A 24,229-nucleotide genomic window follows, 5' to 3' on the forward strand; every position below is an offset into this window, starting at 1 on the left:
ACAGCGGGCCGCCCGCTGCCGTTCGCGCAGAACCCCCACTCCACCCAACCTTTCTCCTTGATCGCCGCGTTGTGGGTCACGTTCGTGGCGGTGAACTGCCCGTTCGAGGACACGGGGGTCACGTTCCACGCATTGGCCAGCGTCGAGCCGTTGAGCCGGACGACCACGTTCCAGCCGGTGGTGGCCGGGGAGCGGGACTTGTTCGTCACCCTCACGTTCGCGCAGTAACCGTTCCCCCAGTCCGACTGAATCGCGATATCCGCCGACATCGAGCCGTCAGCGCTGTCCAGGGCGCCGTCCAGCGTGTCGAGGTCCTCTTCCTCGACGGGCTCCACGGCGCACGCAAGCAGACCGAACGTGAACGAAGCGGAGATGCAGCCAAGCAAGCGAGTGAACCGCATAAGATTCTCCATGATCGGAACGGCAGAGTCGCGGGCGTCTGCTCAAGGTGGATATGTGCACCAGCGAGACGCCCGCCAACCCTCGTTCAATTGGTAGGGTCCGATATTCCCGGCCAGCGTGCGCCTGATCATGAACACCTCACGAACCTTGCCGCCCCCATGCCTGGCAACCACGGTGTTCGTCGGACAGCTACTCACATGCGGATACCCCGCGGTGGGGCGGGGCACCATGAGAAAGCAAGAGCAACCCGGAAACGCAGCTGCAAGGAGCGAGCGCTCCGGGCGTCCTCCTCCGCCGGAGACACTGGACCGCAGCGCGATCGGGTGAGCCTTCCCGGTGGAAGGCGCGTCGAGCACGGCGATTGGCAGCTTCAGTCCGCATTTCTGACGTTTTCTGCTCGGACCCCGCCAGAAATACAGGAGCGCTGAATACTTCGCACGCGACGGCACAAAAAGCGACCTCTGACGAGGTGGGCGAGGCATGGCGGAGCCGAGGTGCGTTGCGGTCTTGCACGGCGCGTTTAGCCCTTGACGGGCGTCGAGATTCACCCTCGAGATCCGCGAATCGGTTGGTTCACTCTCTTTCCCAAGCCCCCTCCATGGAAAGGCTGATTCAGATGGCGCCTCCTTCGGAAAACAAGATGCCACGTTGCGCGGGTCGGCCGCCCACCAGACGGCCTCGTTCGATGAAAATCCTGCGGGTGCCGCTCCTCGTTGTCGGGCTCTTGAGCGCGGCGCTCGCGGGCGCCTGCTCCTCGAGCGGCACCGATGAGCCGAACGACGTGACCGGCAGCGGCGGCTCCAGCGCGGCGGGGAGCCCCAGCGGGGCCACCGGCACGGGCGGCGGCGCGAGCAGCGGCGTGAACAGCGGCACAGGCGGCGGCGCATCGGTCGGCCAGGGCGGCGGGGACACGACAGGATCGACCGGGAGCACGGGCGGAATGTCGGGCTCCGACGAGGAGTACCCCGCGCCGGGCGCCCTGCCGGAGGAGACGGGCGCAGACCTCTGGCTCAGGTACCCGAAGGTGCCGATTCCGGGGCGCCTCGCGGAGTATCAGGCGGCCTTCAAGCGCGTGGTCAAGTCGGGGACCGGCGCGAGCCTCGACATCGCCGAGGCCGAGCTCGTCAAAGGGCTGAGCGGGTTGACGGGCGGAACGGTCGGGACCGGCGCGGCCGTCGACGGGCCGGGCGCCGTGGTGATCGGGACGGCCGCCGCGGACGTCATCAAGGGCCTGCCGCTCGCAGCGCGCCTCGGCGCCCTGGGCCCCGAGGGCTACCTCGTCGAGGCCGCGGACGTCGGGGGCCAGCCGGTGATCGCCGTGGCAGGCAACACCGAGGTGGGCGTGCTCTATGGCACCTTCGCGCTCCTCCGGCACGTCCAGAGCCACAGCGCCCTCGACAAGCTGTCGCTCACCGGCTCTCCCAGGATCGGCCATCGCATCCTGAACCACTGGGACAACCTTGATCGCAGCGTGGAGCGCGGCTACGCGGGCCGCTCCATCTGGGACTGGAGCGCGCTGCCCGGCACGCTCTCTCCCCGTTACAAGGACTACGCGAGGGCCAACGCCTCCATCGGCATCAACGGGACCGTGCTGACCAACGTGAACGCCAACGCGCAGGTCCTGACGCCGTCGTACCTCACGAAGGTCAAGGCGCTCGCCGACGTCTTCCGGCCTTATGGCATCAAGGTCTACCTCACGGCCCGCTTCAGCGCGCCGGTCGAGATCGGCAACCTGAGCACGGCCGATCCGACCAACTCCAGCGTCAAGCAATGGTGGACGAACAAGGTCAACGAGATCTACCAGCAGATCCCCGACTTCGGTGGTTTCCTCGTGAAGGCGAACTCCGAGGGGCAGCCCGGGCCGCAGGACTACGGGCGGACCCACGCCGACGGCGCCAACATGCTCGCCGACGCCCTCGCGCCGCATGACGGCATCGTGATATGGCGCGCCTTCGTCTACTCCGACACCAGCCCCCCGGACCGCATCAAGCAGGCCTACGAGGAGTTCAAGCCTCTGGACGGCAAATTCAAGAGCAACGTCCTCGTGCAGGCCAAGAACGGCCCGCTCGATTTCCAGCCCCGGGAGCCGTTCCATCCGCTGTTCGGGGCCATGCCGAAGACGCCCCTCGCCCTCGAGCTCCAGATCACGAAGGAGTACCTCGGCGAGGACACGCACCTCGCCTACCTCGGCCCGCTCTTCGAGGAGGTCCTCAAGGCGGACACCTACGCGGGCGGCGAGGGCTCGACCGTGGCGCGGGTCATCGACGGCAGCCTGCACAAGTACACGACCACCGCGATCTCGGGCGTCGCCAACGTGGGTGACGACACGAACTGGACCGGATCGCAGATGAACCAGGCGAACTGGTACGTGTACGGGCGCCTGGCGTGGAACCCGGACCTCTCCTCGGAGGCCATCGCGGAGGAGTGGGTCCGGCAGACGTTCTCGAACGACCCCGTCGTCGTCGAGCCGGTCGTTCAGATCATGATGCAGTCACGCGAGGCGCTGGTCGACTACATGACGCCCCTCGGCCTGGTCCACATCATGGGCAACGACCATCACTACGGGCCGGGGCCGTGGCTGAACAGCCTGGGCCGCGTCGAGTGGAACCCGGTCTACTATCACAAGGCGGACGCGAACAGCATCGGCTTCAACCGCACCTCGTCGGGCAGCAACGCTGTCGCCCAGTACGCCGCGCAGGTGGGACAGACGTTCGGGAGCCGGGACACGGTGCCGGACGATCTCGTGCTCTTCTTCCACCGCGTCGGCTGGCAAGACAAGCTGAAGTCGGGGAGGACGGTCTGGGAGGAGCTCGTCCATCGTTACAGCCAGGGCGTCGACGAGGTGGGGGCCATGCGAGAGACATGGAAGTCCGTCGAGGGCCGCATCGATGGCAAGCGCTTCGACGACGTGAGCGACTTCCTGGAGATCCAGCACTACGAGGCGCGCTGGTGGCGCGACGCGTGCCTCGCCTACTTCGGCTCGGTGTCGAAGCTCCAGGTCCCGAGCGGCTACGCCCCCCTGGCGAACACGCTGAGCTTCTACCAGGGGCTCCGCTGCCCGTCCGACCCAAAGAAGCCCCGCTGCTCGCAGGTGTATACGGGGAATCCGTCCCCGGCCATTCTCCAGTGAGAGCGCAGTGAGAGCGGCGGGCCGGCTCGGTCTGGCCCGCGGCCTGCTGGCGATCTTCACGCCCCTGCCCCTGTCAAGCGAACAGCACCCTCTGGGTCTTGCTGGCTCGGCGATCTAGCCAGGTCACAACACCGGAGTCGTCGCATGACCTCGTCGTGGTCCGCGATCGACGTGAACGCTCACACGCTGTTACCGTCCCGCTGGCTCATCCATCGGGGGATGGCGGGGTGCGCGTCGGCTGCCAAGGCCGTCAGGAGGTGCGTCATGACGCTGGCTTCGAGTCGAGCTTTGTTGCTGTTGATGGCGGGGTGCGCCTCGGCGTGCAGCGCGCCTGGACCGCGGGCGGCGGGCAATGGTCCTGCCGAGCGCCCCGCGGAGCGCGCGCTCCGGCCGGGCGGCGCCGCGCCGGTCGAGCTCGGGCGGATCGTGAGCAGGGCGCGGGCGAGCTTTCGATCCACGCGACGAGGGCTCTTCGCGGAGGGCGCCGCCCACCGGATCGACGTCGAGGGCGGCGCGGCGCGGATCCGCGCGAAGCCCCCGGCGAGGGCGGCACGCAGGGGGCGAGCGAGGCAGCTCCAGGCGCTCGCCGAGGCGCGCACCGCCGCCGAGCTGACGGCGCGCCGCCGCGCGCTCCGCGGGCCTCTCCTCGAGGGCGCGCCCGGCGAGCTCCAGCCAGGGAGCGCGCTCACGCTGACGACGCGATCGATCGCCCGCGCCGGCCACGAGTGCGTGAGCGGCGAGGGCCACGTGCGCATGGCGGCGGACGGCGGCGCGGAGCGCGCGTTCGAGACCTGCAGCGAGCTGTGGAAGAACCACGAGATGAACGCCGAGCAGGCGTTCCGGTTCCCCGAGCGGCCCGGGGGGCGCGGCGATCTCGTCGTGCGCGTGAGCGCCCGGCTCGGCGCCGCGGACGCCGCGCCCTCGGTCGCGAGCGACGCCCGCGGCCTCGTCCTCGGCGCCGCGCCGGGGCAGCGGTTCGTGTACGGCCACGGCACGTGGATCGACGCGTCGGGCCGCCGCGTTCCGGTGCCCGCCCGCTGGTCGGACGGCCACATCGAGCTGCGCGTGCCCGCCTCGGTCGTCGAGGAGAGCGGCTATCCGGCGCTGCTCGATCCGGAGGTGGGCCCGGAGATCGGGACGGAGCCGCCCGTGCCCGTCCAGCAAGACGTCGGGTTCGATCCGGAGATCGCGACGGACGGGACGAGCTACGTCGTCGTCTTCGAGAATCTGTCGCGCATCCGCGCGGTCCGGGTCGGCGCGCGCGGGGACGTGCTCGATCTCGACTGGCTGGATCTGGGCGAGGCGTCCGCCGGGCAGTACCTGCCCAGCGTGGCGTACGGCGGAGGCCGCTACCTCGTCGTCTGGAGCCAGTACGGTGACGACGCCCGGATCACCATCCGCGGCCGTCTGATGCGACCCGACGGCACGCTCGAAGGGCCGGCGAGCTTCGCGATCTCGACGTCGGACGAGGGCGTGTATCCCTCCGTCGAGTGGAACGGGGAGCGCTTCGTGACCGCCTGGCTCAGCCTCGCCGACGATGGGGCCGACGACGTCCGCGCGACCCTCGTCGACCCGAGCGGCAGCGCCGTCCCCGGCGCAGAGCGCGCCCTCTCCACGAGCGGCCGCGCGTCGCGCCCGGCGGTCGGCGCCGGGGCGGACGTCTCCGTCGTGGCCTGGGACGAGGACGTCGCCGGCGGCGGCGCGCGGGCCATCCGTGCGGCGCGGGTGGCCAGCGATGGGACGGTGCTCGATGCCTTTGGCGTTCAGATCTCGGAGGACCCGGGCAACGCGCGGCTGGCCGCGCTCGCGTCCGGCGGGGCGAGCTTCCTGGCCACGTGGGTCCGGGACGATCCCACGAGCACGATCCGGGGCGCGGTGCTGCGCGCGGACGGCACGATCGCGGCAAGGGACTTCCCGATCTCGCGGCCGAGCCCGGGCACCGGCGCTCCCACCGCGGCGTTCGACGGCAGCGGCTATCTCGTGGCCTGGACCGACGAGCGGGACGGTCGCGCGATGTACGGGGCCCGCGTCTCGGCCGAGGGCGTCGTGCAGGGGACCGACGACGTGAGGCTCGCGGACGGGTCGCCTCGCTCCGTCTGGGATCCGGATCGGAGCTCGCTCGCGTGGAACGGCTCGCGCTTCCTGCTCGCGTTCCACGGCCAGGGCATCGAGGGCAGCCTGATCGGCCCGGATCTCGCGCTGGCCGCGGGCCGGCTCGGGCTCAGCCCCCTGCCGAACAAGCAGGGCGCCCCGCGCGTCGCCTGGACCGGCGAGAGCTACCTCGTCGCCTGGACCGACGAGCCGGACCCGGAAGGGGAGCGGACGACCGCGCGCGCGGTGCGCGTGAGCGCGGCCGGCGAGGTCGTCGATCCGGTCGGGATCGAGCTCGCGAGCAGCGCCACCGCGATCGATCTGGCCTCGAACGGCGACGGCGCGTCGGTGCTCACCTGGAGCGCGCTCGGCGCCGGCGGGGATCTGCTGCGGCGGGTGTCGGGCGACGGCGCGCTCGGGGAGAGCGTCGCCGTCTCGTCGCTCCACCTGTCGGCGGCGCCGTCGGTCGCGGGCAACGGCGACGGGTATCTGGTGACCTTCGTGGAGAGGACCGCCGAGGAGCCCTTCGTGTACACCGCGTCGGGCCGCCTGCTCGGCGCTTCGGGGAGCGCTGGCCCGGTGTTCCCCATCGTGCCCTCGGTCGGGGCGGAGTCGCGCGCGACGCCGCTCCGCGCCGGGCAGGGCTACCTGGTGGCCTACGCGAAGGCGGGCCTGCATCTCGTCCCCGTGAGCCGCACGGGAGACGTCGGGGAGGGCTTCCTGCTGTCGAGCGCGTCGGCCGCCGTCGCCGGGGCGACGGACGGCACGGACACGCTCGTTGTCTGGACGGAGCCCGCCGATGGCTGGCCAGAGGGCGGTGATGGGCCGGTGCGCGGTCGAATCCACGGCACGGGCGGCTGGCGGGGCGAAGCATTCCTGATCTCGCCGACGAGCGCTGGTGATGCGGCGGCCGTGGCCTGGGACGGCGCGAGCTACCAGGTGGTGTGGGAAGAGGCGGAGACGCACCGGCTCCGGATCCGCGCCGTGGCCCCCGATGGAACGCCGGGCATGGAGGCGCTGCTCGTGGACGACGCGTGCAATGCGCCGATGCTGGCCCGCGGCGAGGATGGCCGCTTCCTCCTGAGCTATGACAAGCGCGGCCCTGCTGAGCGCACGCGGCGCGTCGTCTCGCGGCTGCTCGGCTGGGAGCCCTCGCCCGGGCCCGGCGCGGGCGGCGGCGCGGGTGGAAGCGGCGGCGCAGGGCTTGGCACGGGTGAAGCCGGCACTGTGGAGCCCGGGGCGGGCGGAAATGGCGGTGCGGAGCCGGGCGCGGGCGGAAACGGCGGTGCGGGGCCGGGCGCGGGTGGCCGAGCAGGGAATGGCGGGGGCGGCGGCACCTCCGGCGTTGCCGCCGGCAGCAGCAGAAATGACGGGACCGACGAAACCGGCGACGACGCACAATGCAGCGCTCACGGCGCTGGCAGCAGGTCCGCGTACATCGGGCTCACCGTCGCCCTGTTCGGTCTCGCCCTCATTGCACGACGCTGCAGCACCAGGAGTGCGCAGGACGCTCAAGCGGGCCGCTCAGCCTGATCCACCCAGAAATGAACCGCCAAGCGCGCCAAGGACGCCAAGACGCATGGCTGCGCGGACACACGCGCGAGATCCTCCGAGCGATCTGCCGTGGAGAGGCGTGACCCGGCAGCAGAGCAGCGCGCCAGTCGGCCCGGCCGGCGCGGCCCTCAGCCCCTCCTCCGGCGGCGCGGCGCCTTCCCGGCCGCCGCCGGCGCCCCGGCGCCGTGGCCGCAGCGCCCGAGCGCCTCCCAGAGCGCCTGCGCGACGACGCCGTGCGGGCGGTCGCGGCGGCGTATCACGAAGAGCTCCATGGTGTCGGCCTCGAACTCGGGGACCTGCAGCGCCACGAGCTCGCCCGCGGCCAGCGCGCCGGCGGCCACGTGCTCGGGCAGCCCGCCCCAGCCCATGCCCGCGAGGATGACCTCCTTCTTCGCCGCGACGTCGGTGACCGTCCAGCGCAGGCCGCCCTCCAGCACGTTCAGGGACGGCGAGGCGCTCGCCCTCGCGCTGTCGCGCAGGATGATCTGCGCGTGCGCCCGCAGCAGCGCGGGCGGGATCGGCGCGCCGCAGGTCGCGAGGGGGTGATCGAACCGCGCCACCGGGATCACCCGCACGTCGCAGAAGCGCGCCGCCTCCACCGCGGAGCCGTCGATCCCGAGCTTCGTGGCGACGGCGAGATCGGCTCGGTCCTCGCGCAGCGCGTCGGCGGTGCCCGCCAGCCGCTCGGTGCCGAGCTCGATGCGCACCAAGGGATGACGCGCCAGGAGCCCCCGGAAGATGTCCATGATGGGGCCGAGTGGCGTCACCGCGTCGACGGCGAGCCGCACGATCGGCTCCACCTTGCCCGAGAGGCGCATGCCGAAGCTGCGCAGCGCCTCGGTGCCCTCGATGACGGCCGCGGCGCGCTCGTGGAACAGGCGGCCGGCGTCGGTGAGCGTGGCGCGGTACTCCCGGCGATCGAACAGCTCGATCCCCAGCTCGCGCTCGAGGTTGCGCACCAGCTTGCTCACGGCCGGCTGGGACTTGTGCAGCCGCGCGGACGCGGCGCTGAACGTGCCCTCGCCCGCGACGGCGAGGAAGGCGACGAGCTGATCGTAGGTCATGGCGGGGCCCGCGGGATCATAACATGGAGTTATGGTGTCGATAGAAACATACCACTTTCTCGGTTCGAGGGGCGGTCCTAGGTTGTCGGCGCGAAAGGAGAGACACTCCATGTCCACCAGGATCGATCGCGTCATCATCACAGGCGCCAGCAGCGGTATCGGCCTCGACCTCGCCAGGAGCTTCCTGGCCGAGGGATCGAGCGTCGTCATGAACGGCCGCGACCCGGAGAAGCTCGAGCACGCGCGGCGGAGCCTCGACGGCGGGGCGCGCGTCGTCGCCGTGCCGGGCCACGTGGGGGATCGGGCCACGGCGCGGGCCGTCGCCGCGGCCGCGCGCGAGCGCTTCGGCGGCGTCGACGTGCTGATCAACAACGCCGGGATCTTCGGCGTGAAGCCGTTCCTCGAGAGCACGGAGGAGGACCTGGAGCGGTTCTTCACCACGAACGTGAAGGGGACGTTCCTGATGACCCAGGCGGCGGTGCCGCTGATGATCGCGGGCGGCGGGGGCTCGATCATCAATATCGGGACGGTGCTCGTCCAGCAGGCCATGGCGCGGATGCCGGCCTCGGCCGCCATGGCCAGCAAAGGCGGCGTCCACGCGCTCACCGTCTCGCTGGCCGCCGAGCTCGCCGCCCACAACATCCGCGTGAACACGCTGGCGCCCGGCATCATCCGCACGCCGCTCATCGGCGAAGGCGCGGATTCGCTGGCGTCGATCCACCCGCTGCAGCGCGTCGGCGAGGTGCGGGACACGACGGAAGCGGCGCTGTTCCTGGCGAGGGCCGGCTTCGTGACCGGCACGACGCTCGACGTGGACGGAGGCTATTCCCATGGGCGCTGAGGGCCGGCAGCACGTGCTCCTGGTGGGGCTCCAGGTGACGGACGAGGCGTCCTATGCCCGCTACCGCGCCGGGATGATGCCGATCCTGTTGTCCCATGGCGGCGCGTTCGGCCATGATTTCGTCGTGGCGCGCGTGCTGAAGGGGGATGAGCGGATCAACCGCGTCTTCACCCTGGTGTTCCCCGACCGCGCGGCGCGGGAGCGGTTCTTCGCCGACATGCAGTACCGCGCCGTGCGCGCCGAGCTCTTCGAGCCGGCGGTCGCGGCGACCTTCATCCTCGGCGAGCTCGAAGGGACGACGGCGTGAGCTGCCTGCCGCGAGGCGAGGGAGCTCGGCGTCGCGCCACCGGCGCCGGGCTCGGGCCATCCACCGGTCGCCCGATCGACCGATCGAGCGGCGCGAGCGCCGGCGCGACCTGACACGCCCCCTGCATTGCGGTTTGCTTCCCCGGCCGACTTCCCGCAGTAGAGGTGGTCGACGCCCGCGCCTGGGCTGCCGTGGTCGACGAACACGGGCTGGTTGCGGAGCGATCGCGCGATGAGGCTGCCACTCGCGGACCAGGACGTTCGGTAAGGAGGAGCTCGGGGGGGGAGCGGCGAGGAGGGGAAGCGGCTGAGGAGGGGGAAGGGCCAGCGCAGGTCGCGCTCGAGGTGGTTCGCTCGGGGCGGGCGCTGGCCGTGGGGAGGTCTCGTCGTGCCGGCCGATCACCGGGTATCGGCGGAGCGCCGGTCAGTCACGGTGCGGCGCGCAGAGGCGGCCGTTGTTGTAGTCGTCGAGCTTCGTGGCGAGCGGCTCGCCGGCAGCCCAGGGCGAGTTCTTGCCGCCCTCCTTCACGTTGCTGCCGAGCGCGTTCTTCTTGAGCCAGGCGTCGGCCGCGGCGATGGTGTCCTCGATGCAGCTCGACTGGTTGCCGATACCGACGTTGAGCTTGGCGACGATGAGGTGCTTCGCGATGATGTACGTGACGTCACCCTTGGTCGGACGGCTGATGATGTCGAGGAGCTGGGACTTCGTGTACGTCTTGCCGCCGATGGTCAGCTGCGAGACCTTCCAGGCGCTCTCGTGGTTCTTCCAGTAGCCGGGGGAGCCGGTGCCGGGAGAGGCGGACTGGCAGACGCCGCAGTCGGCCGCGCAGCTCGAGCAGTCCTCGGAGCCGGCCTTGCAGACGCCATCGCCGCAGACCGGCGGGCACTCGCCGCAATCGGCCGCGCAGCTCGAGCAGGTCTCACCGGCCTCGCAGACGCCGCTGCCGCAGACCGGCGGGCAGATACCGCAGTCGCTCGGGACCTCGAAGCAGTTCTCGCCGGCCTCGCAGACGCCGTTGCCGGGGACCGCGGGGCAAGCGCCGCAGTCGCCGGTGCAGGTCGAGCAGTCCTCGCCGTTCTCGCAGACGTTGTTGCCGCAGACCGCGGGGCAGGCGCCGCAGTCGTCCGAGCAGGTGCCGCAGTCCTCGCCGGCCTCGCAGGTGCCGTTGCCGCAGACCGGCGGACAGGCGCCGCAGTCGTCCGCGCAGGTGCTGCAGCTCTCGCTGCCGTTGCAGGTGCCATCGCCGCAGGCGGGCGGGCAGACGTCGCAGTCGGCGCTGCAGCTCCCGCAGTCCTCGCCGGCCTCGCAGGTGCCGTTGCCGCACTGGGGCGGGCAGACACCGCAGTCGACGGCGCAGGTGGAACAGCTCTCGTCGCCGCCGCAGACGCCGTTGCCGCAGGAGAGCTGGTAGCCGAAGTCCGCGTCGAGCAGGTCTTGTGCCCAGCCGAGCGACACAACGCCCACGTTGTCGAGCCCGCCGTCGGGGTCGGCCGTCGGCTCCTGTCCGGCGAGCGGACCGCTTGCCATGAAGTTGTCGGGCGTGATGACCACCGAGTAGGTGCCCGCCGGGAGCGTGTCGAAGAGGTAGAAGCCGGGCTGGCCGGTGTAGGGGCTCGTGCCGGTGACGGTGAAGTCGATCAGCTGGGCCCCCTGGAACAGCTCGACACGGACGCCGTTGACGCCGAGCTCGCCGGTCTCCGGCTCGTAGAGCCCGTCGGCGTCGCTGTCGAGCCACACGGTGTCGCCGATCGACGAGTACGTCACGTAGCCGAAGTCGGCGTTGGCCACGTTCTCACCCGCGTCGAGGGACACGCCGAGCGGCTCGTCGTCGCTGGTCAGGATATGGCCGAGCGGGAGCGTCGCGTCGTCGACGTCGACGACGTAACAGCCCGCGTCGAGCTCGGTGAAGCGGTAGACGCCGTTCGCGCCGGTCACGGCCGTCTGGAGCAGGGCGCCGTCGGCGACGCCGTCGCAGTTCGCGTCGCCGAAGAGGTCGACGACGACGCCGGAGATGCCGAGCTCGGAGGCGTCCTCGATGCCGTCCGCGTTCGCGTCGAACCACACCTTGTCGCCGATCGAGCCCTTCGGCGCCGTGTAACAGACCTCGAGGAGAGGGCGATAACCCATGTCGGTGTGGGCGCTGCCCTTGTACGACGTCTTCCCGCTGGCGCCCTCCTCGAGGAGGATCCCGTGGCTCGGCGCCGTCCCGCTCACCCAGTCCTGCACGATCCCGGTGAGATCGACCGAGCTCCACCCGGTGACGTTGGGCACGAACGAGGTGAACGCGGCGGGGTCCATGCCGCCGAAGTTGTTCCACGTGACGAGCTCCTCGCTCCAGGGGGCGAGCACCTGGTGGACGTACACGGTCTTCGCGGTGCTCGTGTACGTCAGGGCGTAGAACGTGGCCGACGTGACGAGAGAGCCGGCGGGGATGGGGCTGAGATCGAAGCGGAACAGGGCGCGCTTCTCTCCGACCGAGCTGGAGTACCCGGTGTTGACCTCGAACGGGGACGGGACGTGGTAGCTCGGGGCGAGGCTCCAGATCTCGGCGTTGTAGATGTCGCCCAGGACACCCCGCTTGATCACGGTGCACGTGGGAGACGGAGCGGTCGTGTTGGCGAGGCTGGTTGCGGCGATGAACAGCGTGGCGAGCGCGGCAGAAGATGCGATTGCGATCTGCTTCATTGGTAGCTCCTCGAGGTCCTCACGGGTGAACCATTGCTGGAGCGTCATCCGGATAGCAGGCACCATGACACACGGGTCAGGCGAGGTCGGTTTCGCGGGCTCCGGTCGGAATGAGCCCCCGCGGGCTGATCAGGATCGGATCAAGTACGCGGGTGCTCTGGCTTCGATCAGAGGGCGGATGCGCAAGGTGACAGTGTTCAAGATAGCAACTCGACTACGAAGGTGTCCAGATCTTTCTGAAGACAGATCAGAAAAATACATCGAGTTGCGCAGTGACAATTTTGGGTCGTGCGGTGACGCTTTTGGGCTGCTCGCGTCGTCTCGCGTCGTCTCGTGATCTGTGGGGAGGAACGCAGAGACGAGCGCGGTCGGTCGCATCGATGTCTCATCGACATCGATGGCCAGCGCGCAGCTCGCGGCCCGCGGGGTGCCGCGCGGCGGCGCGCCACGACGCTCAGCGGCCCTCTCCGACCCTTCGCAGGGCCCGAGGGACGAACAGGATCGGATCAGGTACGCGGGAGTGTCTGACGAGATTTGATGCAGAATGCGCACGGGACCATTTTTCAAGATAACGAGTCTTCGCTTCGCCTGTCTAGATCCTTTTTTTACGGCACGAGCTCTTTGTGCGGCGCTTGGCCTCGCGTGCGGGTGGGCGCTGGGTGCCGGGCGCAGCGGGTCACACACCGTTCATCACACACGTTCATCGTCCACCGCGTCCACCGCGTCCACCGCGTCCACCGCGTCCACCGCCGCCGGAGCCCGCCGCGGAGGCGGATCGCGCAGCTGGTATGCCGCACACCAAAGCCGGCTCACCGAGGCGCCCGACCCCGGAGGGTGAGCCGGCCACGCGCTTCCCGCTTCCCGCTGCTCGAGGCGCCGAGCGGGACCGCGGCCGCGAGCGCTGGTCGCGGCCGAGCGGCGCGACGCCCGGGCGGTTATCGAGCGGATGGAGAGGGACGGGCTCCTGGCGTAGCCGCGTCCGCCGGGTCCGGCGAGCGCCGAATCATCGCCATGGGCTTGACGACCATCCCCCCTACGGAACGACAATGCACCACGATGATAACGGCCCGTCCTCCTCCGATGACGGCCGAGCTACTCGAGCGCACGGACGAGTACGTGGTGGCGGTGTGGCGGCGGCTCATGCTGCTGGTCTGGCGCGGCGAGGCCACCGCGGTCGGGATCGATCGCTCGCGGGACCTCTTCGCTCGCTGGTCGGCGGGCCAGCCGGGCGGCGCGGTCTTCGTCGTCGTCCTCCCCCTTGAGAACACCCTACCGCCGGACGAGGCGAGCCGGGCCGCGATGCGGCGGGCGGCGAGCTCCCCTTCCCGGAACCTCAGGGGCACGGCCACGCTCGTCGAGTCGGAGGGGTTCATCGCCGCCTCGGTCCGCTCCATCATGATGATGCTGCACACGGGGCGGGCGCCGAACGTCTTCAGGACGACCGGCGAGCTCGCGACCTGGGCGGCGACGCTCCTGAAGGACCCCGAGCTCACCGCCGCCGGCATCGCGGAGGCGATCCGCATGGCGCGCGAGGGTTGAGTCAGCCCGCGCGCGGGCGGTCCTCCGGCCTCGCGCACCACGTCCCCTCCCGTGTGCGGGTCCCGCTCGACCAGCAACCCCGGCTCAGCCCCTGGCGGGTCCGGGTCCAGGGGTGGACAGCCCCGCGTCGGGTCCGGAGCGAAGCCCAGCGAGGCGCTCACCCCGCGGGCCCTGCCTTGGGGATCGGCACGCGGCCAATCGCGTAAGGCAGGATACGCGCGATGTTGCGCGCGTCGTCGATCCCGCGGTGATGTGTCCCGTGGAGCGGCAGCCCGAGCCGCTCGAGCGCGCTCGCCATGCCGTAGCGCTGGGTCACCCCGAGCGCCGCGGAGAAGCGCTTCTTGATGTTCATGTGCCCCTGCAGCGGCAAGGGCGCGCCCCAGCGGGCCGCGTCGATCTCGAACTGCTTGCGGTCGTAATCGCCCCACGAGCAGAAGAGCGCCTCCCGCCGGCCGACGAAGCGCCCGAGTTCCGCGATGGCTTCGGGGAACGTGGGCGCGGCGTCGACGTCTGCTTGCGTGATCGTGGTGAGCTTCGTGCAGAACGCCGTGAGCTTCGGCCGGATGACCGGGCGCACGAAGGTGGCGAGCTCGCTCACGGGCTCGAGCGTCGCGCCGTCCACGAGGACCGCGCCGATCTCGATGATCTCCATGATGCGCTCGGGGATGCGGCCCTCCTCGTCGCACGTCGCTTCCAGATCGATCACCAGGAAAAACGCAGGTTCCTTTCGCATGTCCGTCCTCCTCTCTGCTGGACCTTGATAGGATCCGCGCGAAGAAAATGCCCGGACACGAAACCGGACAGGCCGCTCCCGCGGGCTTTTCCTGGGAGGACTACGTCGCCTGGCTCGTCGCGCAGCACGGCTCCTTGACCGCGGTCGCCGAGCGGCTCTCCTCCCTGCGCGGCTACGAGGACGACGTGTCCTCGATCGAGCGCGCCCTGCGCCGGCTGCGGACGCGCGGCCAGCGGGACGGCGGGACGTGGGGGGCGCGCGCGCTCGCGGCCTTCGGCTTGCCGGACGCGCTCGCCGAGCGCGCCCGCTGGATGGGCGCCTATCACTCGCGGTTCACCGACCTGCCCCTGCCCCTCGCCCAGGACCTCCTGCGCCTCTGGGATCGACCGCCGGTAAACGAGGATCCGACCTCCCACGTCTTCCTCGCCCTCGCCCACGCCACCTGCGCGCTGCGCGGCGACGACCGCGAGGCCGGAAAGACGCACCTCGCCCGCATCCGGCCGCTGCTCGGAAAGGCCCCGCCCGAGGCGCGGGCGGAGGCCCTGCTCACAGAGGCCTTCGTGGCGAGCCGTGATGACGTCGCGCGCGTGCCTGGCTTGCTCGACGAGATCGAGCCGCTCGTCGAGCTGCCGATGCCCGCCTGCGACCGAGCCTGCCTGTTCGCCCGGTGGATCGATCAACGCGCCTTCGAGCGGAACCGCTCCTGGGGCGGCAAGCAGCCGGACCCGGCGGCCGCGGAGGCGCTTTACCGCCGCATCCCGGAGGACGGTCCGGCCTTCGCGCGGTCGCGGCGGGCGAACGGACTGGCGTATGCGCGGTGGAAGCAGGGTTTCCCCGAGGAAGGCGCCGCGCTCGCGCGCGAGGCGTGCCGGCACGCGGGGGACGGCGGACACATGCGGATGCGCGCGATGGCGCTGAACATGCTGGCGCGGATCGTGGGCGGCGACGAGGGCGCGGAGGCGAGGCGGCGGGCGATGGCGATCGCGAACGAGCTCGAGGACGAGGTGCTCAGGCTGCGGTTCGAGCGGCGAGCGGGGAACAAGGCCTGAGGCGGATCAAGCCGCCAGCAAGACCTTCTTTTCCTTCTGGGAGGCGGGCCGCACCCCGGCGAGGGCAGCGTCGGAATCGTGCCAGATGGCCCGCGACGCCCGGACGGCGCGCTCGTGCTCTCCGAGAGGCCTTTACGCAGGGCGCGACTTCGCCGATCCTGGTGGAATGAATTTACGTCTTGTTTCAGCCTGGGCTCTTGCTGTCGCGCTTCATGCATCCGGGTGTTCGGACGCCGGCACCGATCCTGGCGATTCCGGCGCCGGCGTCGGCGCCGGTGGCGGTAACGGGGGCGCGGGCGGGGATGACGAGAACGGTCTCGGTGAGATCGCCGGCGTCGGCGGAGGGACCGGGCTCTCGACCGCGGTGAGCGTGATCATCACGGCCGACAATGCGTACGGCTTCGGCTACGGGACCGGCGACGGGCTCCTGAACTATTTCGGGGGCATCGAGAACACCCTCGCCGGGAAGATCTTCTCCTGTCCCATCGGCAACGGGCCGGAGTCGTACACCGTGCCGGCGGCGTCCGCGAACGCCGGGCATTATCTCTACATCATCACGTACGCCGACAAGTCCACGACACAGGGCGTGATCGGCCAGTTCTTCCGCGAGGGGGCCGCTCCCGTCTTCACCGGCGACGGCGCGTGGGAGGTCTGCGCGACGGGCGAGGACTACGACCTCGGGTCGAACGGGCCGACGCTGGAGACCATCAACCAGTATATCGCGCGCTGCAACAGCGGTGATCTCGACCCGCAGACGACCAGCGCCGGCTGGGTGACCACCGAGGCGTCTGCGCACGGCCATGTGGCGTTCGGAGAGACGAACGACACGGAGCGCTCGGTCCCGGAGCCGGGCAATGAGTTCTCCATCGTCTGCGAGATCGACGAGGAGGCTCGGTGGATGTGGTACGAGTGGGATCCGGACCGCAGCGCCGGCAGCCCCTTCCTTTGGCCCGCCGGTAGCGGCGGCAACGTCACCAAGGACTTCTTGATCTTCCGCCTGGGCGCCGAGTTCATCCCCGAGGTCCCGCGCTAGGCGCGGCGACCTGGCCCCGAGCTCTGGTCGACCGCGGCGGTCAAGGACTACAAGATGGGTGATCATGCTTGTGCGAAGTGATCCTCGTCGGTAATGCGCTGACGGTTCGCCGCTGGGAGCGACAGGTCAGCTCACCCGCGTCCGGGTGGGCGACGGCCTCGCCGCGCACGGTCGCGGTGTCCACGTGCCGGTCGCGCGTGAGCGCGCGCAGCAGGTGCTCGACTCGCTGCTCGCAAACACCGCTGGATTGCGTCGCGGAAACGAGCCCACGCGATCGAGACACTGCGAGGAGGTCACGCCGGGTACTCGGGGAGCACGAGGTCGCTGGCGGCGCTCGTGACCATCTTCTCGAACCAGCGGGAGAGCGGACGCGAGGTGAGCGCCCGGTACATCGTGTTGCGCAGCGCGAGCTGCGCGCGGGTCGGTGGTGCGAAGAACGAGCCGACGCGCTTCGCCCCCTGCTGGCAGCGCCGGGCATATCGGCGGATCCGCGCTTCGTAGCGCTGGAACGCGGCGCGATGGTCTCCCTTCGCCACGGCGAGCTCGCCCGCGAGCACATACGCGCAGACCACGGCGAGGCCGGTCCCCTGTCCGCCGATGGTGCCGCCGTAGCCGGCATCGCCCAGGAGCACGACGCGACCGCGCGAAGTGCGATCCATGTCGATCCGCCCCACGGCGTCGAAATACAGGCTCGGACTCTGCCTCATCGCCTCGATCAGACGCGGCACCTCCCACCCCATCCCCGCAAACCGCTCGGCGAGGATCGCCTTGTGCTGCGCGACGTCGCGCGGATCGTGGTCGAGCGGCCTGGAGGCGAACATCAGGAGCGCCGTCGCCTCCTCGGGGCGGCGGGCGCTCGCGACGCTGGCGGCCCGCCCCGGCTCGCTGAAGAGCAGGCCCTGGTGATCGAGGCCGAGGTGGTTCGGCGCGGCGAACGTCGCCACGTAATGGCCGTGGAAGCGCAGGAACCTCGACTCGTCGCCGAACGCGAGCGCGCGCACGCGGGAGTGGAGCCCGTCGGCGCCCACGACCAGGTCGAAGCGCCTCGGCCGGCCGCGCTCGAACGTGACGTCGACGCCGTCGGGCGTGTCGGTGAGCGAGGCGATGCTGTCGCCGAACACGAACTCGGCCGCGTCCTTCGCGGCCTCGTGGAGGATGCGGCTGAGATCGCCGCGCTCGATCTCCACGTCGCCGCTCGCGAACGCCGCGGGGAGCGTGACGAGGCGCCGGCCGGCCTCGTCCACCATCGCGAGATCCCGCATGTGGGTCTGATGCTGTCGAATCGCGTCGAGCACCCCCATCTCGCCGAGGACGCGCAGGTGCGTCGGCCCGCGGAAGTCCACGGCGTTGCCTCCTGCCCGCAGGGCGGGGGCGCGCTCGACCACGGTGGGGGTGAACCCGCGACGCGCGAGCCAGTAGGCGAGCGCGGGGCCTGCGATGCCTGCGCCGGAGACGAGGACGGTGCCGTTCGACATGGGGACCTCGGGGGGAAGGTTGCGTACGCCGTACGCAACCGATCGCGTACGACGTACGCACGAGCCTGGCGGCGGCGGCGGCGCCCGGCACCCCGCGAACGGCGCCATGGCCGAACATTCTAGCCTAGAACAGCTGCGGTCACGCGCCGCGCCGAGGCAGCGTCGCGCGCGCTTTCAACCGACCATCTGTGCTAGTACAGTCACCATGCCTCCGGTGAAGCGCGGCACGTCGACGAACCGCCGCAAGTCGGCCGACGGACCGCCCTACCTGCAGATCGCGAGCGACCTGCGCGCGCGCATCGCGTCCGGGCGCCTCCGTGCGGGCGATCGCGTCCCTTCGACGCGCCAGATCGTCCGCTCCTTCGGCGTCGCGCTCGCCACCGCCACCAAGGCGCTGTCGACCCTGCGCCACGAGGGGCTCATCCGATCGGTCCCGCGCTCGGGCCACGTGGTGGCCGAGGGCGATCGCGCGGCACGTGAGCCGTCAGAGCGAGGCGGCGCCTTGACGCGCGAGCGGATCGTGCAGGCCGCCATCCGGCTCGCCGACGACGAGGGGCTCGACGCCCTCTCCATGCGCGGTGTCGCCGCGAAGCTCGGCGTGCCGACGATGTCGCTCTACCGGTACGTGGAGGGGAAAGACGCGCTCGTGCTCCTCATGATCGACGCGGTGTTCGGCGAGCACCCGCTGCCGAGGTCGCCTCCTTGCGATCTACGCGAGGCCCTGATCCGCGCGGCCCGCGCGCAGTGGGCGCTGTACCGGCGGCACGGATGGCTCGCGCACGTGCTGCCGCTCGCGCGGCCGGTCGCGCTGCGTAACGTGATCGCGCACGCCGAGTGGATCCTGCGTGCCATGGAAGCCCCCGGGATCGACGCGGCGACCCGGCTCGAGGCGCACATGACGCTCTACAGCTACGTTCGCGGCGTCGCCGTGAACCTCGAGTCGGAGCGCGAGGCCGAGGCCACCACGGGGATGACCGAGGCGCAGTGGAACGAGGCGCAGGGGGCCGCGTTCCTGGCGATCGCGACGTCGGGGCCGTATCCGAGCTTTGCCAGGCTGCTGAACGAGCTCTCGGGCGGGTACGATTTCAACCTCGATCGCGTGTTCGAGTTCGGCCTCCAGCCGATGATCGACGGCCTCATGAAGACGTTGCGGCCGCGCGACTGAACGGCAGCGCAAAGCCGAGCTCACGCGCGCGTCAGCACCTCGAGGATGTGCCCGTCGAGGTCGCGGAAGTAGAAGCCGCGGCCGCCCTTCCGGTGGTTGATCCGGCCCATCTCCTTCGCGTGCGGATCGGCGCTGAAAGGGATGCCGGCGCTCTGGATGCGCTCGAAGATCCGGTCGAACTCCGCGTCATCCACGAAGAACGCGTAGTGGTGCGGCTCGAACGTCTCCCGGTCCGCGAAGTCGAGCGTGAGCCCGCCGTTGATGCGCACGGGGGAGAACGGCCCGAACGGCGCGTCCACCGCGAGTCCGAACATGCGCGCGAAGAACTGCGCGGCAGCCTCCTTGTCATGCGCCGGGACGATGGTGTGGTTGAGCTCGATCGACATCGGTGATCCCCTCCCCTTTTGCCATTCGATCCGAGCGCGGATCGTCAAGCGGCGCGCGCGTCCTCTTCCAGGGTCGCTTCGATTTCGCGGAGTTCTTCCCGTCGACCCTTCCAGGGTTGATGTGCTCCGCGAGCCCATGCGAAGGGCGCCTGACAGCGGATGAGCTGATGCGCGCAGGAGGGGATGAGGAGGCGGCGCGGATCGTTCACGAGGCGATCGGTCGGCTGCTCGGCCTGGCGCCAGCACCGGAGGGGAGAGAAAGGTCGCGCCGACCGTAGCAAGCCGCATTGACGAGGCGCCCGGATAGGACAGGTGCGGAGATCTGCGGAAACCGAACCGTCTTGGCCTTGGCCGGCACTGTCGGAGATGGCGGCCGAGGTGCCACAGGACCGGAGCAGGCGAGAACCTGCGCTGGCAGCACGACGGCGAGCCAGAGCAGGCTCTCGTGCCAACCCTTGCTCTCGCAGGGCCTCGCCACGGCAACGGTCGCGCTGCTCGCGAGCTGACCGCAGCCGCGTAGGCGTTCGCGCTCTGCAGGCGCTTCCGGCCGCCGGCGGCGCTCACGATGACGTCGCGAATCCCGGTTTCGCGATCTTCCTCCAGAGCTTGATGGCGCCCTGAGGGCCGCGCTCACCTCAGCGTGAGTGTTGCGGTCGCCAGCGTGGTGCCCTCGGCAGTGCGCACGACGCCCGAAAGCGTGCGTGGACAGCTCGAGAAAGACTTCACCAGCACGGAGGCGGTGTAGCGCGTGGGCTCGCCGGGGTTTCCCGGTCGGAACGAGGTCATGTAGTGGGCCAGTCCCTCGAACTCGAGGAGACCCGCTGGGTGCGTCCCCCCGTGGCCGAATGTCAGGACCTGACCGTCCGCGACGAGCTCGACGATCAGACCGAAGGTGCGGCTCGTCGGCGCTCCCGAAGGCTTGAAGAAGGGGAAGGCCACGGCGTAGCGGATGAAGAGGTCCACCGGGCCCGCGGGCGGCGCCGCGACGGTCAGCGTGAAGGGGCCCGCGCCTTGGAGCGTCGCGCTGGCGATGTTGGGCTTGCCGGCGCCCAGCCGCGAGTGAGCGAGATAGAGCCCCACGGCGAGCAGGGCGACCGCGGCGATCACTGCGGCCAGGATGAAAGCGAGCGGCGAACCGTCGGCGAAACGCATCGAACGCCTTGCTAACCTTCGTCGGGCGTCGGGTCAACAAGCCGGTATCAACCTGTCGGGTGATCCGTCCCTCCCTACATCGACAGTGTTGCGCGGACGTTCGAGCTGCGGGGAGGCGCCAAGAGCTGCCGTGGTTCGCAGCCAACCGCGAAACCCTGGTTTTCGAGCACCGCTTCGTCCAGGGCAGCGGGAAGTTCGCGCGTCTCAACACCCGCGTGGTGGTGGCCTTCACCCGCGCGATATCGCCGCTCGCGGACGAGCCGCGGAGGACTGCCCGCCGGGCAAGGCCTCGCCGGCTCGCCGAGCAGAGCTCGTCCTAACGGCCTAGCGGAGCGCCGCGCGCCTCGAAGCCTTGGGCAGCGCCGCTGCAAGCTCGCGCGATGCGCCCTTTCCGGTCCATCGCGCTGAAGGCTGCGGTGATTGGGCGAGACGAGCGGCGACGGCGACGGCGGCGCCTTTGAGCGAAGCATTGCGCTTTCCGATCGCTCGAAGAGGGGCGGGGTGAGGCGGGGAGACAACGGACAAGACTCCGTCATGTCGTGGGTCGTTCGTCCGCCCGCTCGCTCACCTTCCCAGGGTCGCTCGGATGGTTTGTGTGTCGAGATCGACCCAGAGCCCGAGCTCCAGCGGCTCGATCTCCGACGCGTAGAAGATCCGGGGAGTCGGGCGACCGTTGAGCAGCACGCCCTGGCGGCAAGCCTTCCGGATCTTCTCCTGGAGCTGCTTGAACAGCTTCGTGGTCCTGGTCCTCTTCGCCAACGTTCGGATCACCACCTGCTCCAGGTCGCGACCGCGTTGGCGGCCGCCCTGCAGCTCGATCAAGCCCTCCCCTCACGGTCCAAGAAGCCCCAGTCCTGCGCGCTCCGTGGCGGTCCCGAGAGGGCGACGTAGACGAGCTCGTAGCCTCCCTGGGCGTACAGCTCGGCGAGGCTCGCAGCCGGATCCACGGCGGTCAGCGCCGCGGGACGCCCCGGTGCATCGAAGCGCTGGAAGACCAGGGTCGCCTCGTGAGCGGTCGCCAGTTCGGCAAGCATGTTCAGCCAGTATGCGGTCGGGATGAAGGCGTGGAGGGTCGGCATGTCGGCCTCAGCCCCGTCAGTATCACCCAGCCGGTCCCGGTAGGACCAGGCCCGATCGACGGGTGCGTGCCGCGGAGCGGGCGAGACCGCCGCGCGCCGGAGCCAGAAACGGCGTGAGCCTGCGCGTCGCGCCGGTGTTCATCCTGGAAGCTCGGCGCGCCGGTGCTCACGCTGAGGCGCAGCCCGGGCGACGTCGTGACCGTCTCGAGCGCCCTGACAGCCATGTCAGACCGCCGTCCTTCGATATCGCGCATCTCGGGGCTGAGGAAGGGAAGCCCTCCCGGTACCCATTTTGCTCGGCTCGCAGCATGGCTTATCGAACGATACAATAGGTCGGGGTGCTCGGGTGCGCGCTGACCATGAGCTGTGTTGGCCCCCCAGGGGAGCGCGAGGAACAGGCGAGAAGCCTCAAGGGCTGTTCGTACGGTGTCTCCGAGGAGGAGCTCCAGGACAATATTTTCATCACCGAGGAGTACGCGCGGGCGCTGGAGACGAGCTTGACGATCAACTGGTTTCCGGCGGACGCCAACGATCTGCCCCAGTTGTTCGGCTTCAGCGCTTGCATCGAGCCGCGGACCTGGCTACGTCATCGCCTCCGTGACTCCCGCCCCCTCGCCCTACGGTGTCCTAGGCCCCCTCGACGTTCCCCTCGGCCTCGGCCTGCTCCGGCTGGCCACGGAGGGGCGCCCCTCGGAAGAGGACGCGACCGCCGTCATCCACGTTGCCCTCGATCAAGGCATACGCCTCCTCGACACCGCCGATTCTTACTGCCTCACCGACCGCGAGGCCCACTATGGAGAGCGCCTCGTCCGCAAGGCGCTCGACGCGTGGTCCGGCCCGCGCGACGACGTGCGCGTCATCACCAAGGCGGGCCTCACCCGACCCAAAGGGCGATGGGTCCCGAACGGCAGCCGCGACCACCTGCGCCGCACGATCGAGGGCAGCCTGAAGGCGCTCGGCGTCTCGCGGATTTTCATGCTCCTCCTCCACGTGACCGACCCCAAGACCCCCCTCGAAGACAGCCTCGCCGCTCTCGCCGAGCTCCAGAACGAGGGCCTCATCGAGCACCTCGGCCTCAGCAACACATCCATCGCAGAGGTCCACCAGGCCCTGCGGCACTTTCCGGTGCGGGCCATCCAGGAGGAGCTGAGCGTTCTCGATCGCGGCAGCGCAGCCCGAGGCCTCTTCGAGCTCGCCAAGCAAATGGGCATCCCGTTCCTCGCCCACCGGCCGCTCGGCGGTCACGCCAAGGTCGATAGCCTCCTCAAGAACCGCGCGATCAAGCCCATCGCCGCGCGGCACACCATCACGTCCCAGGAGGCGGCCCTCGCGGTCCTGCTCGATCTCGGCCCCCCAGTCCTCCCCCTGTTCGGGGCGACCAAGCGGGAGAGCGTCGAGTCCTGCTTGCGCGCGCTCCGGGTCCCCTTTGGCGCGCGCGATCGGGCCGACCTCTCGAAGACCAGCTTTGCGCCCGCGGCCGATGTGCTGGCCTCGGTCGCGCCCCCCGTGGTCCCCGCCGGCCTGCGCAAGCTCGAGCCCGGAGAAGGCCCCGGCGATGCGCCCGAGGTGGTCGTGGTCATGGGAATTCAAGGGGCAGGCAAATCGTCGGAGGTCGCCCGCTACACGGCCAAAGGGTACGCGCGTCTGAACCGCGATGAGCTCGGCGGCACGCTCGACGGCGTGGTCAAGAAGCTCGGAGAGCTGCTCTCCTCGGGGCAAACGCGGGTGGTCCTCGACAATACGTACGGCACGCGCGCGTCGCGCTATGCGGTGCTCCGGGTGGCGCACGCGCACCGCGTGCCGGTCCGGTGCCGGTACCTGGCCACGCCCATCAACGAGGCCTACGCGAACGTCGTCCTCCGCGTCCTCGAGCGCTACGGCAAGCTGCTCGGGCCGGAGGACATGAAAGCGCTCGGCAAAGAGGATCCCAACCTGCCGCCGCCGCAGGCGCTCTCGCGGTGGGCTGCGAATTTCGAGGCGCCGCACGTGGATGAGGGCTTCTCGGTGGTCGAGGAGATCCCGTTTGCCCGGCGCGTTGATCCGCTCTTCACGGGCAAGGGCCTGCTCCTCGACGTAGACGGCACGCTGCGAACGACAAAGAGCGGCGAAATCTACCCGCGCGGCCCCGACGACGTCGAGCTTTTGCCCGGTCGGCGCGCGGCCCTGGAGCGCTGGGTCAACGACGGATACACGCTCTTCTTCGTGTCAAACCAGAGCGGCATCTCGAAAGGATCGGTGACCGAAGAGGCTGTCCTGGCCGCGTTCTCGCGGACGATCGAGCTCCTCGGCCTGCCCGTGGCCGAGGTCGTGTACTGCCCGCACCCGGCGTTTCCGGTCGGCTGCTTCTGTCGCAAGCCCCTGCCGGGGCTCGGGATATCGCTGATCCAGCGCCATAAGCTCGCGCGCGAGCACCTGGTTATGGTCGGTGATATGGAAAGCGATCGGGAGTTCGCGCAAGCGCTCGGGGCGAAGTACATGACGGCCGAGGAGCTCTTCCCAGGCGAGTGAGCGCCGGCGACGAAGAGCGTGGGCCCCCGCGTGGAC

The 24,229-nt window shown here is 70.3% G+C and carries 17 protein-coding genes and 1 pseudogene; 9 read left to right on the forward strand and 9 right to left on the reverse strand.

All coding sequences use genetic code 11. From position 1 onward, the window contains the following. Window positions 1–44: 44 nt before the first annotated feature. Window positions 45–413: pseudogene (locus ACSRUE_RS43360) on the reverse strand (cellulose binding domain-containing protein); the annotation flags it as partial. Window positions 414–1,102: 689 nt separating this feature from the next. Here ACSRUE_RS43360 and ACSRUE_RS43365 point away from each other — a divergent pair. Together ACSRUE_RS43365 and ACSRUE_RS43370 are read left to right on the forward strand one after the other, a co-directional pair. After that, on the forward strand, window positions 1,103–3,532 hold the full coding sequence (locus tag ACSRUE_RS43365; protein WP_441288690.1) for an alpha-glucuronidase family glycosyl hydrolase: 2,430 nt from the start codon (window positions 1,103–1,105) through the stop codon (window positions 3,530–3,532). A gap of 264 nt (window positions 3,533–3,796) precedes the next feature. Next, window positions 3,797–7,156 carry a hypothetical protein gene (locus tag ACSRUE_RS43370; protein WP_441288691.1) on the forward strand — a complete coding sequence of 1,120 codons (3,360 nt, stop codon included), beginning with the start codon at window positions 3,797–3,799 and terminating at the stop codon, window positions 7,154–7,156. A 149-nt stretch (window positions 7,157–7,305) separates the two neighbouring features. Here ACSRUE_RS43370 and ACSRUE_RS43375 read toward each other — a convergent pair whose 3' ends face one another. Further along, window positions 7,306–8,241: a LysR family transcriptional regulator gene (locus ACSRUE_RS43375; RefSeq protein ID WP_441288692.1), complete on the reverse strand. Its 936-nt coding sequence runs from the start codon at window positions 8,239–8,241 to the stop codon at window positions 7,306–7,308. Between the two features lie 109 nt (window positions 8,242–8,350). On the opposite strand from ACSRUE_RS43375, the gene ACSRUE_RS43380 reads away from it, so the two are divergent. Beyond that, window positions 8,351–9,082 (forward strand): SDR family NAD(P)-dependent oxidoreductase, encoded by a 732-nt coding sequence (locus tag ACSRUE_RS43380; RefSeq protein WP_441288693.1) that lies wholly within the window; start codon window positions 8,351–8,353, stop codon window positions 9,080–9,082. Beyond that, on the forward strand, window positions 9,072–9,389 hold the full coding sequence (locus tag ACSRUE_RS43385) for a DUF1330 domain-containing protein (protein ID WP_437761335.1): 318 nt from the start codon (window positions 9,072–9,074) through the stop codon (window positions 9,387–9,389). Before ACSRUE_RS43380 ends, ACSRUE_RS43385 begins: the two co-directional genes overlap by 11 nt. Window positions 9,390–9,812: 423 nt before the next feature. Here the strand turns inward: ACSRUE_RS43385 and ACSRUE_RS43390 are convergent, their stop codons facing one another. Next, entirely contained in the window at window positions 9,813–12,074 is a 2,262-nt protein-coding gene (locus ACSRUE_RS43390; RefSeq protein ID WP_441288694.1) for an SdrD B-like domain-containing protein, read from the reverse strand. 1,056 nt (window positions 12,075–13,130) lie between these two features. Here ACSRUE_RS43390 and ACSRUE_RS43395 point away from each other — a divergent pair. Then, the gene (locus ACSRUE_RS43395; RefSeq protein WP_441288695.1) at window positions 13,131–13,613 is read left to right on the forward strand and encodes a hypothetical protein; all 483 of its coding nucleotides are present in this window, start codon (window positions 13,131–13,133) and stop codon (window positions 13,611–13,613) included. Between the two features lie 157 nt (window positions 13,614–13,770). Here ACSRUE_RS43395 and ACSRUE_RS43400 read toward each other — a convergent pair whose 3' ends face one another. Next, complete coding sequence (locus tag ACSRUE_RS43400; RefSeq protein WP_441288696.1) at window positions 13,771–14,346, reverse strand: exonuclease domain-containing protein; 576 nt, start codon at window positions 14,344–14,346, stop codon at window positions 13,771–13,773. Window positions 14,347–14,393: 47 nt separating this feature from the next. Here ACSRUE_RS43400 and ACSRUE_RS43405 point away from each other — a divergent pair, with 47 nt between their 5' ends. Together ACSRUE_RS43405 and ACSRUE_RS43410 are read left to right on the forward strand one after the other, a co-directional pair. Beyond that, window positions 14,394–15,395, forward strand: a complete 1,002-nt coding sequence (locus tag ACSRUE_RS43405; protein ID WP_441288697.1) for a hypothetical protein — start codon at window positions 14,394–14,396, stop codon at window positions 15,393–15,395. Window positions 15,396–15,561: 166 nt separating this feature from the next. Then, entirely contained in the window at window positions 15,562–16,428 is an 867-nt protein-coding gene (locus ACSRUE_RS43410) for a hypothetical protein (protein WP_441288698.1), read from the forward strand. A 293-nt stretch (window positions 16,429–16,721) separates the two neighbouring features. Here the strand turns inward: ACSRUE_RS43410 and ACSRUE_RS43415 are convergent, their stop codons facing one another. Further along, entirely contained in the window at window positions 16,722–17,903 is a 1,182-nt protein-coding gene (locus tag ACSRUE_RS43415) for an FAD-dependent monooxygenase (protein ID WP_441288699.1), read from the reverse strand. A 106-nt stretch (window positions 17,904–18,009) separates the two neighbouring features. Here ACSRUE_RS43415 and ACSRUE_RS43420 point away from each other — a divergent pair, with 106 nt between their 5' ends. Next, window positions 18,010–19,068, forward strand: a complete 1,059-nt coding sequence (locus tag ACSRUE_RS43420; RefSeq protein WP_441288700.1) for a TetR/AcrR family transcriptional regulator C-terminal domain-containing protein — start codon at window positions 18,010–18,012, stop codon at window positions 19,066–19,068. 20 nt (window positions 19,069–19,088) lie between these two features. Here ACSRUE_RS43420 and ACSRUE_RS43425 read toward each other — a convergent pair whose 3' ends face one another. From ACSRUE_RS43425 to ACSRUE_RS43440, 4 genes are all read right to left on the reverse strand, one after another. Then, complete coding sequence (locus ACSRUE_RS43425; RefSeq protein ID WP_441288701.1) at window positions 19,089–19,454, reverse strand: VOC family protein; 366 nt, start codon at window positions 19,452–19,454, stop codon at window positions 19,089–19,091. 630 nt (window positions 19,455–20,084) lie between these two features. Beyond that, on the reverse strand, window positions 20,085–20,606 hold the full coding sequence (locus ACSRUE_RS43430; protein ID WP_441288702.1) for a hypothetical protein: 522 nt from the start codon (window positions 20,604–20,606) through the stop codon (window positions 20,085–20,087). 564 nt (window positions 20,607–21,170) lie between these two features. Then, entirely contained in the window at window positions 21,171–21,377 is a 207-nt protein-coding gene (locus tag ACSRUE_RS43435) for a hypothetical protein (RefSeq protein ID WP_441288703.1), read from the reverse strand. Window positions 21,378–21,424: 47 nt separating this feature from the next. After that, window positions 21,425–21,685: a hypothetical protein gene (locus tag ACSRUE_RS43440; protein WP_441288704.1), complete on the reverse strand. Its 261-nt coding sequence runs from the start codon at window positions 21,683–21,685 to the stop codon at window positions 21,425–21,427. A 597-nt stretch (window positions 21,686–22,282) separates the two neighbouring features. On the opposite strand from ACSRUE_RS43440, the gene ACSRUE_RS43445 reads away from it, so the two are divergent. Beyond that, entirely contained in the window at window positions 22,283–24,193 is a 1,911-nt protein-coding gene (locus ACSRUE_RS43445; protein WP_441288705.1) for an aldo/keto reductase, read from the forward strand. Window positions 24,194–24,229 lie beyond the last annotated feature (36 nt).

It is taken from the genome of Sorangium sp. KYC3313, assembly GCF_052075895.1.
In the GTDB taxonomy this organism is placed as follows: domain Bacteria; phylum Myxococcota_A; class Polyangia; order Polyangiales; family Polyangiaceae; genus Sorangium; species Sorangium cellulosum_B.

Coding starts and splice junctions, on each gene's coding strand:
- ACSRUE_RS43370 (WP_441288691.1), top strand. CDS start 3,797: ATGACGCTGGCTTCGAGTCGAGCTTTGTTGCTGTTGATGGCGGGGTGC.
- ACSRUE_RS43375 (WP_441288692.1), bottom strand. CDS start 8,241: ATGACCTACGATCAGCTCGTCGCCTTCCTCGCCGTCGCGGGCGAGGGC.
- ACSRUE_RS43380 (WP_441288693.1), top strand. CDS start 8,351: ATGTCCACCAGGATCGATCGCGTCATCATCACAGGCGCCAGCAGCGGT.
- ACSRUE_RS43385 (WP_437761335.1), top strand. CDS start 9,072: ATGGGCGCTGAGGGCCGGCAGCACGTGCTCCTGGTGGGGCTCCAGGTG.
- ACSRUE_RS43390 (WP_441288694.1), bottom strand. CDS start 12,074: ATGAAGCAGATCGCAATCGCATCTTCTGCCGCGCTCGCCACGCTGTTC.
- ACSRUE_RS43395 (WP_441288695.1), top strand. CDS start 13,131: ATGATAACGGCCCGTCCTCCTCCGATGACGGCCGAGCTACTCGAGCGC.
- ACSRUE_RS43400 (WP_441288696.1), bottom strand. CDS start 14,346: ATGCGAAAGGAACCTGCGTTTTTCCTGGTGATCGATCTGGAAGCGACG.
- ACSRUE_RS43405 (WP_441288697.1), top strand. CDS start 14,394: ATGCCCGGACACGAAACCGGACAGGCCGCTCCCGCGGGCTTTTCCTGG.
- ACSRUE_RS43410 (WP_441288698.1), top strand. CDS start 15,562: ATGAATTTACGTCTTGTTTCAGCCTGGGCTCTTGCTGTCGCGCTTCAT.
- ACSRUE_RS43415 (WP_441288699.1), bottom strand. CDS start 17,903: ATGTCGAACGGCACCGTCCTCGTCTCCGGCGCAGGCATCGCAGGCCCC.
- ACSRUE_RS43420 (WP_441288700.1), top strand. CDS start 18,010: ATGGCCGAACATTCTAGCCTAGAACAGCTGCGGTCACGCGCCGCGCCG.
- ACSRUE_RS43425 (WP_441288701.1), bottom strand. CDS start 19,454: ATGTCGATCGAGCTCAACCACACCATCGTCCCGGCGCATGACAAGGAG.
- ACSRUE_RS43430 (WP_441288702.1), bottom strand. CDS start 20,606: ATGCGTTTCGCCGACGGTTCGCCGCTCGCTTTCATCCTGGCCGCAGTG.
- ACSRUE_RS43440 (WP_441288704.1), bottom strand. CDS start 21,685: ATGCCGACCCTCCACGCCTTCATCCCGACCGCATACTGGCTGAACATG.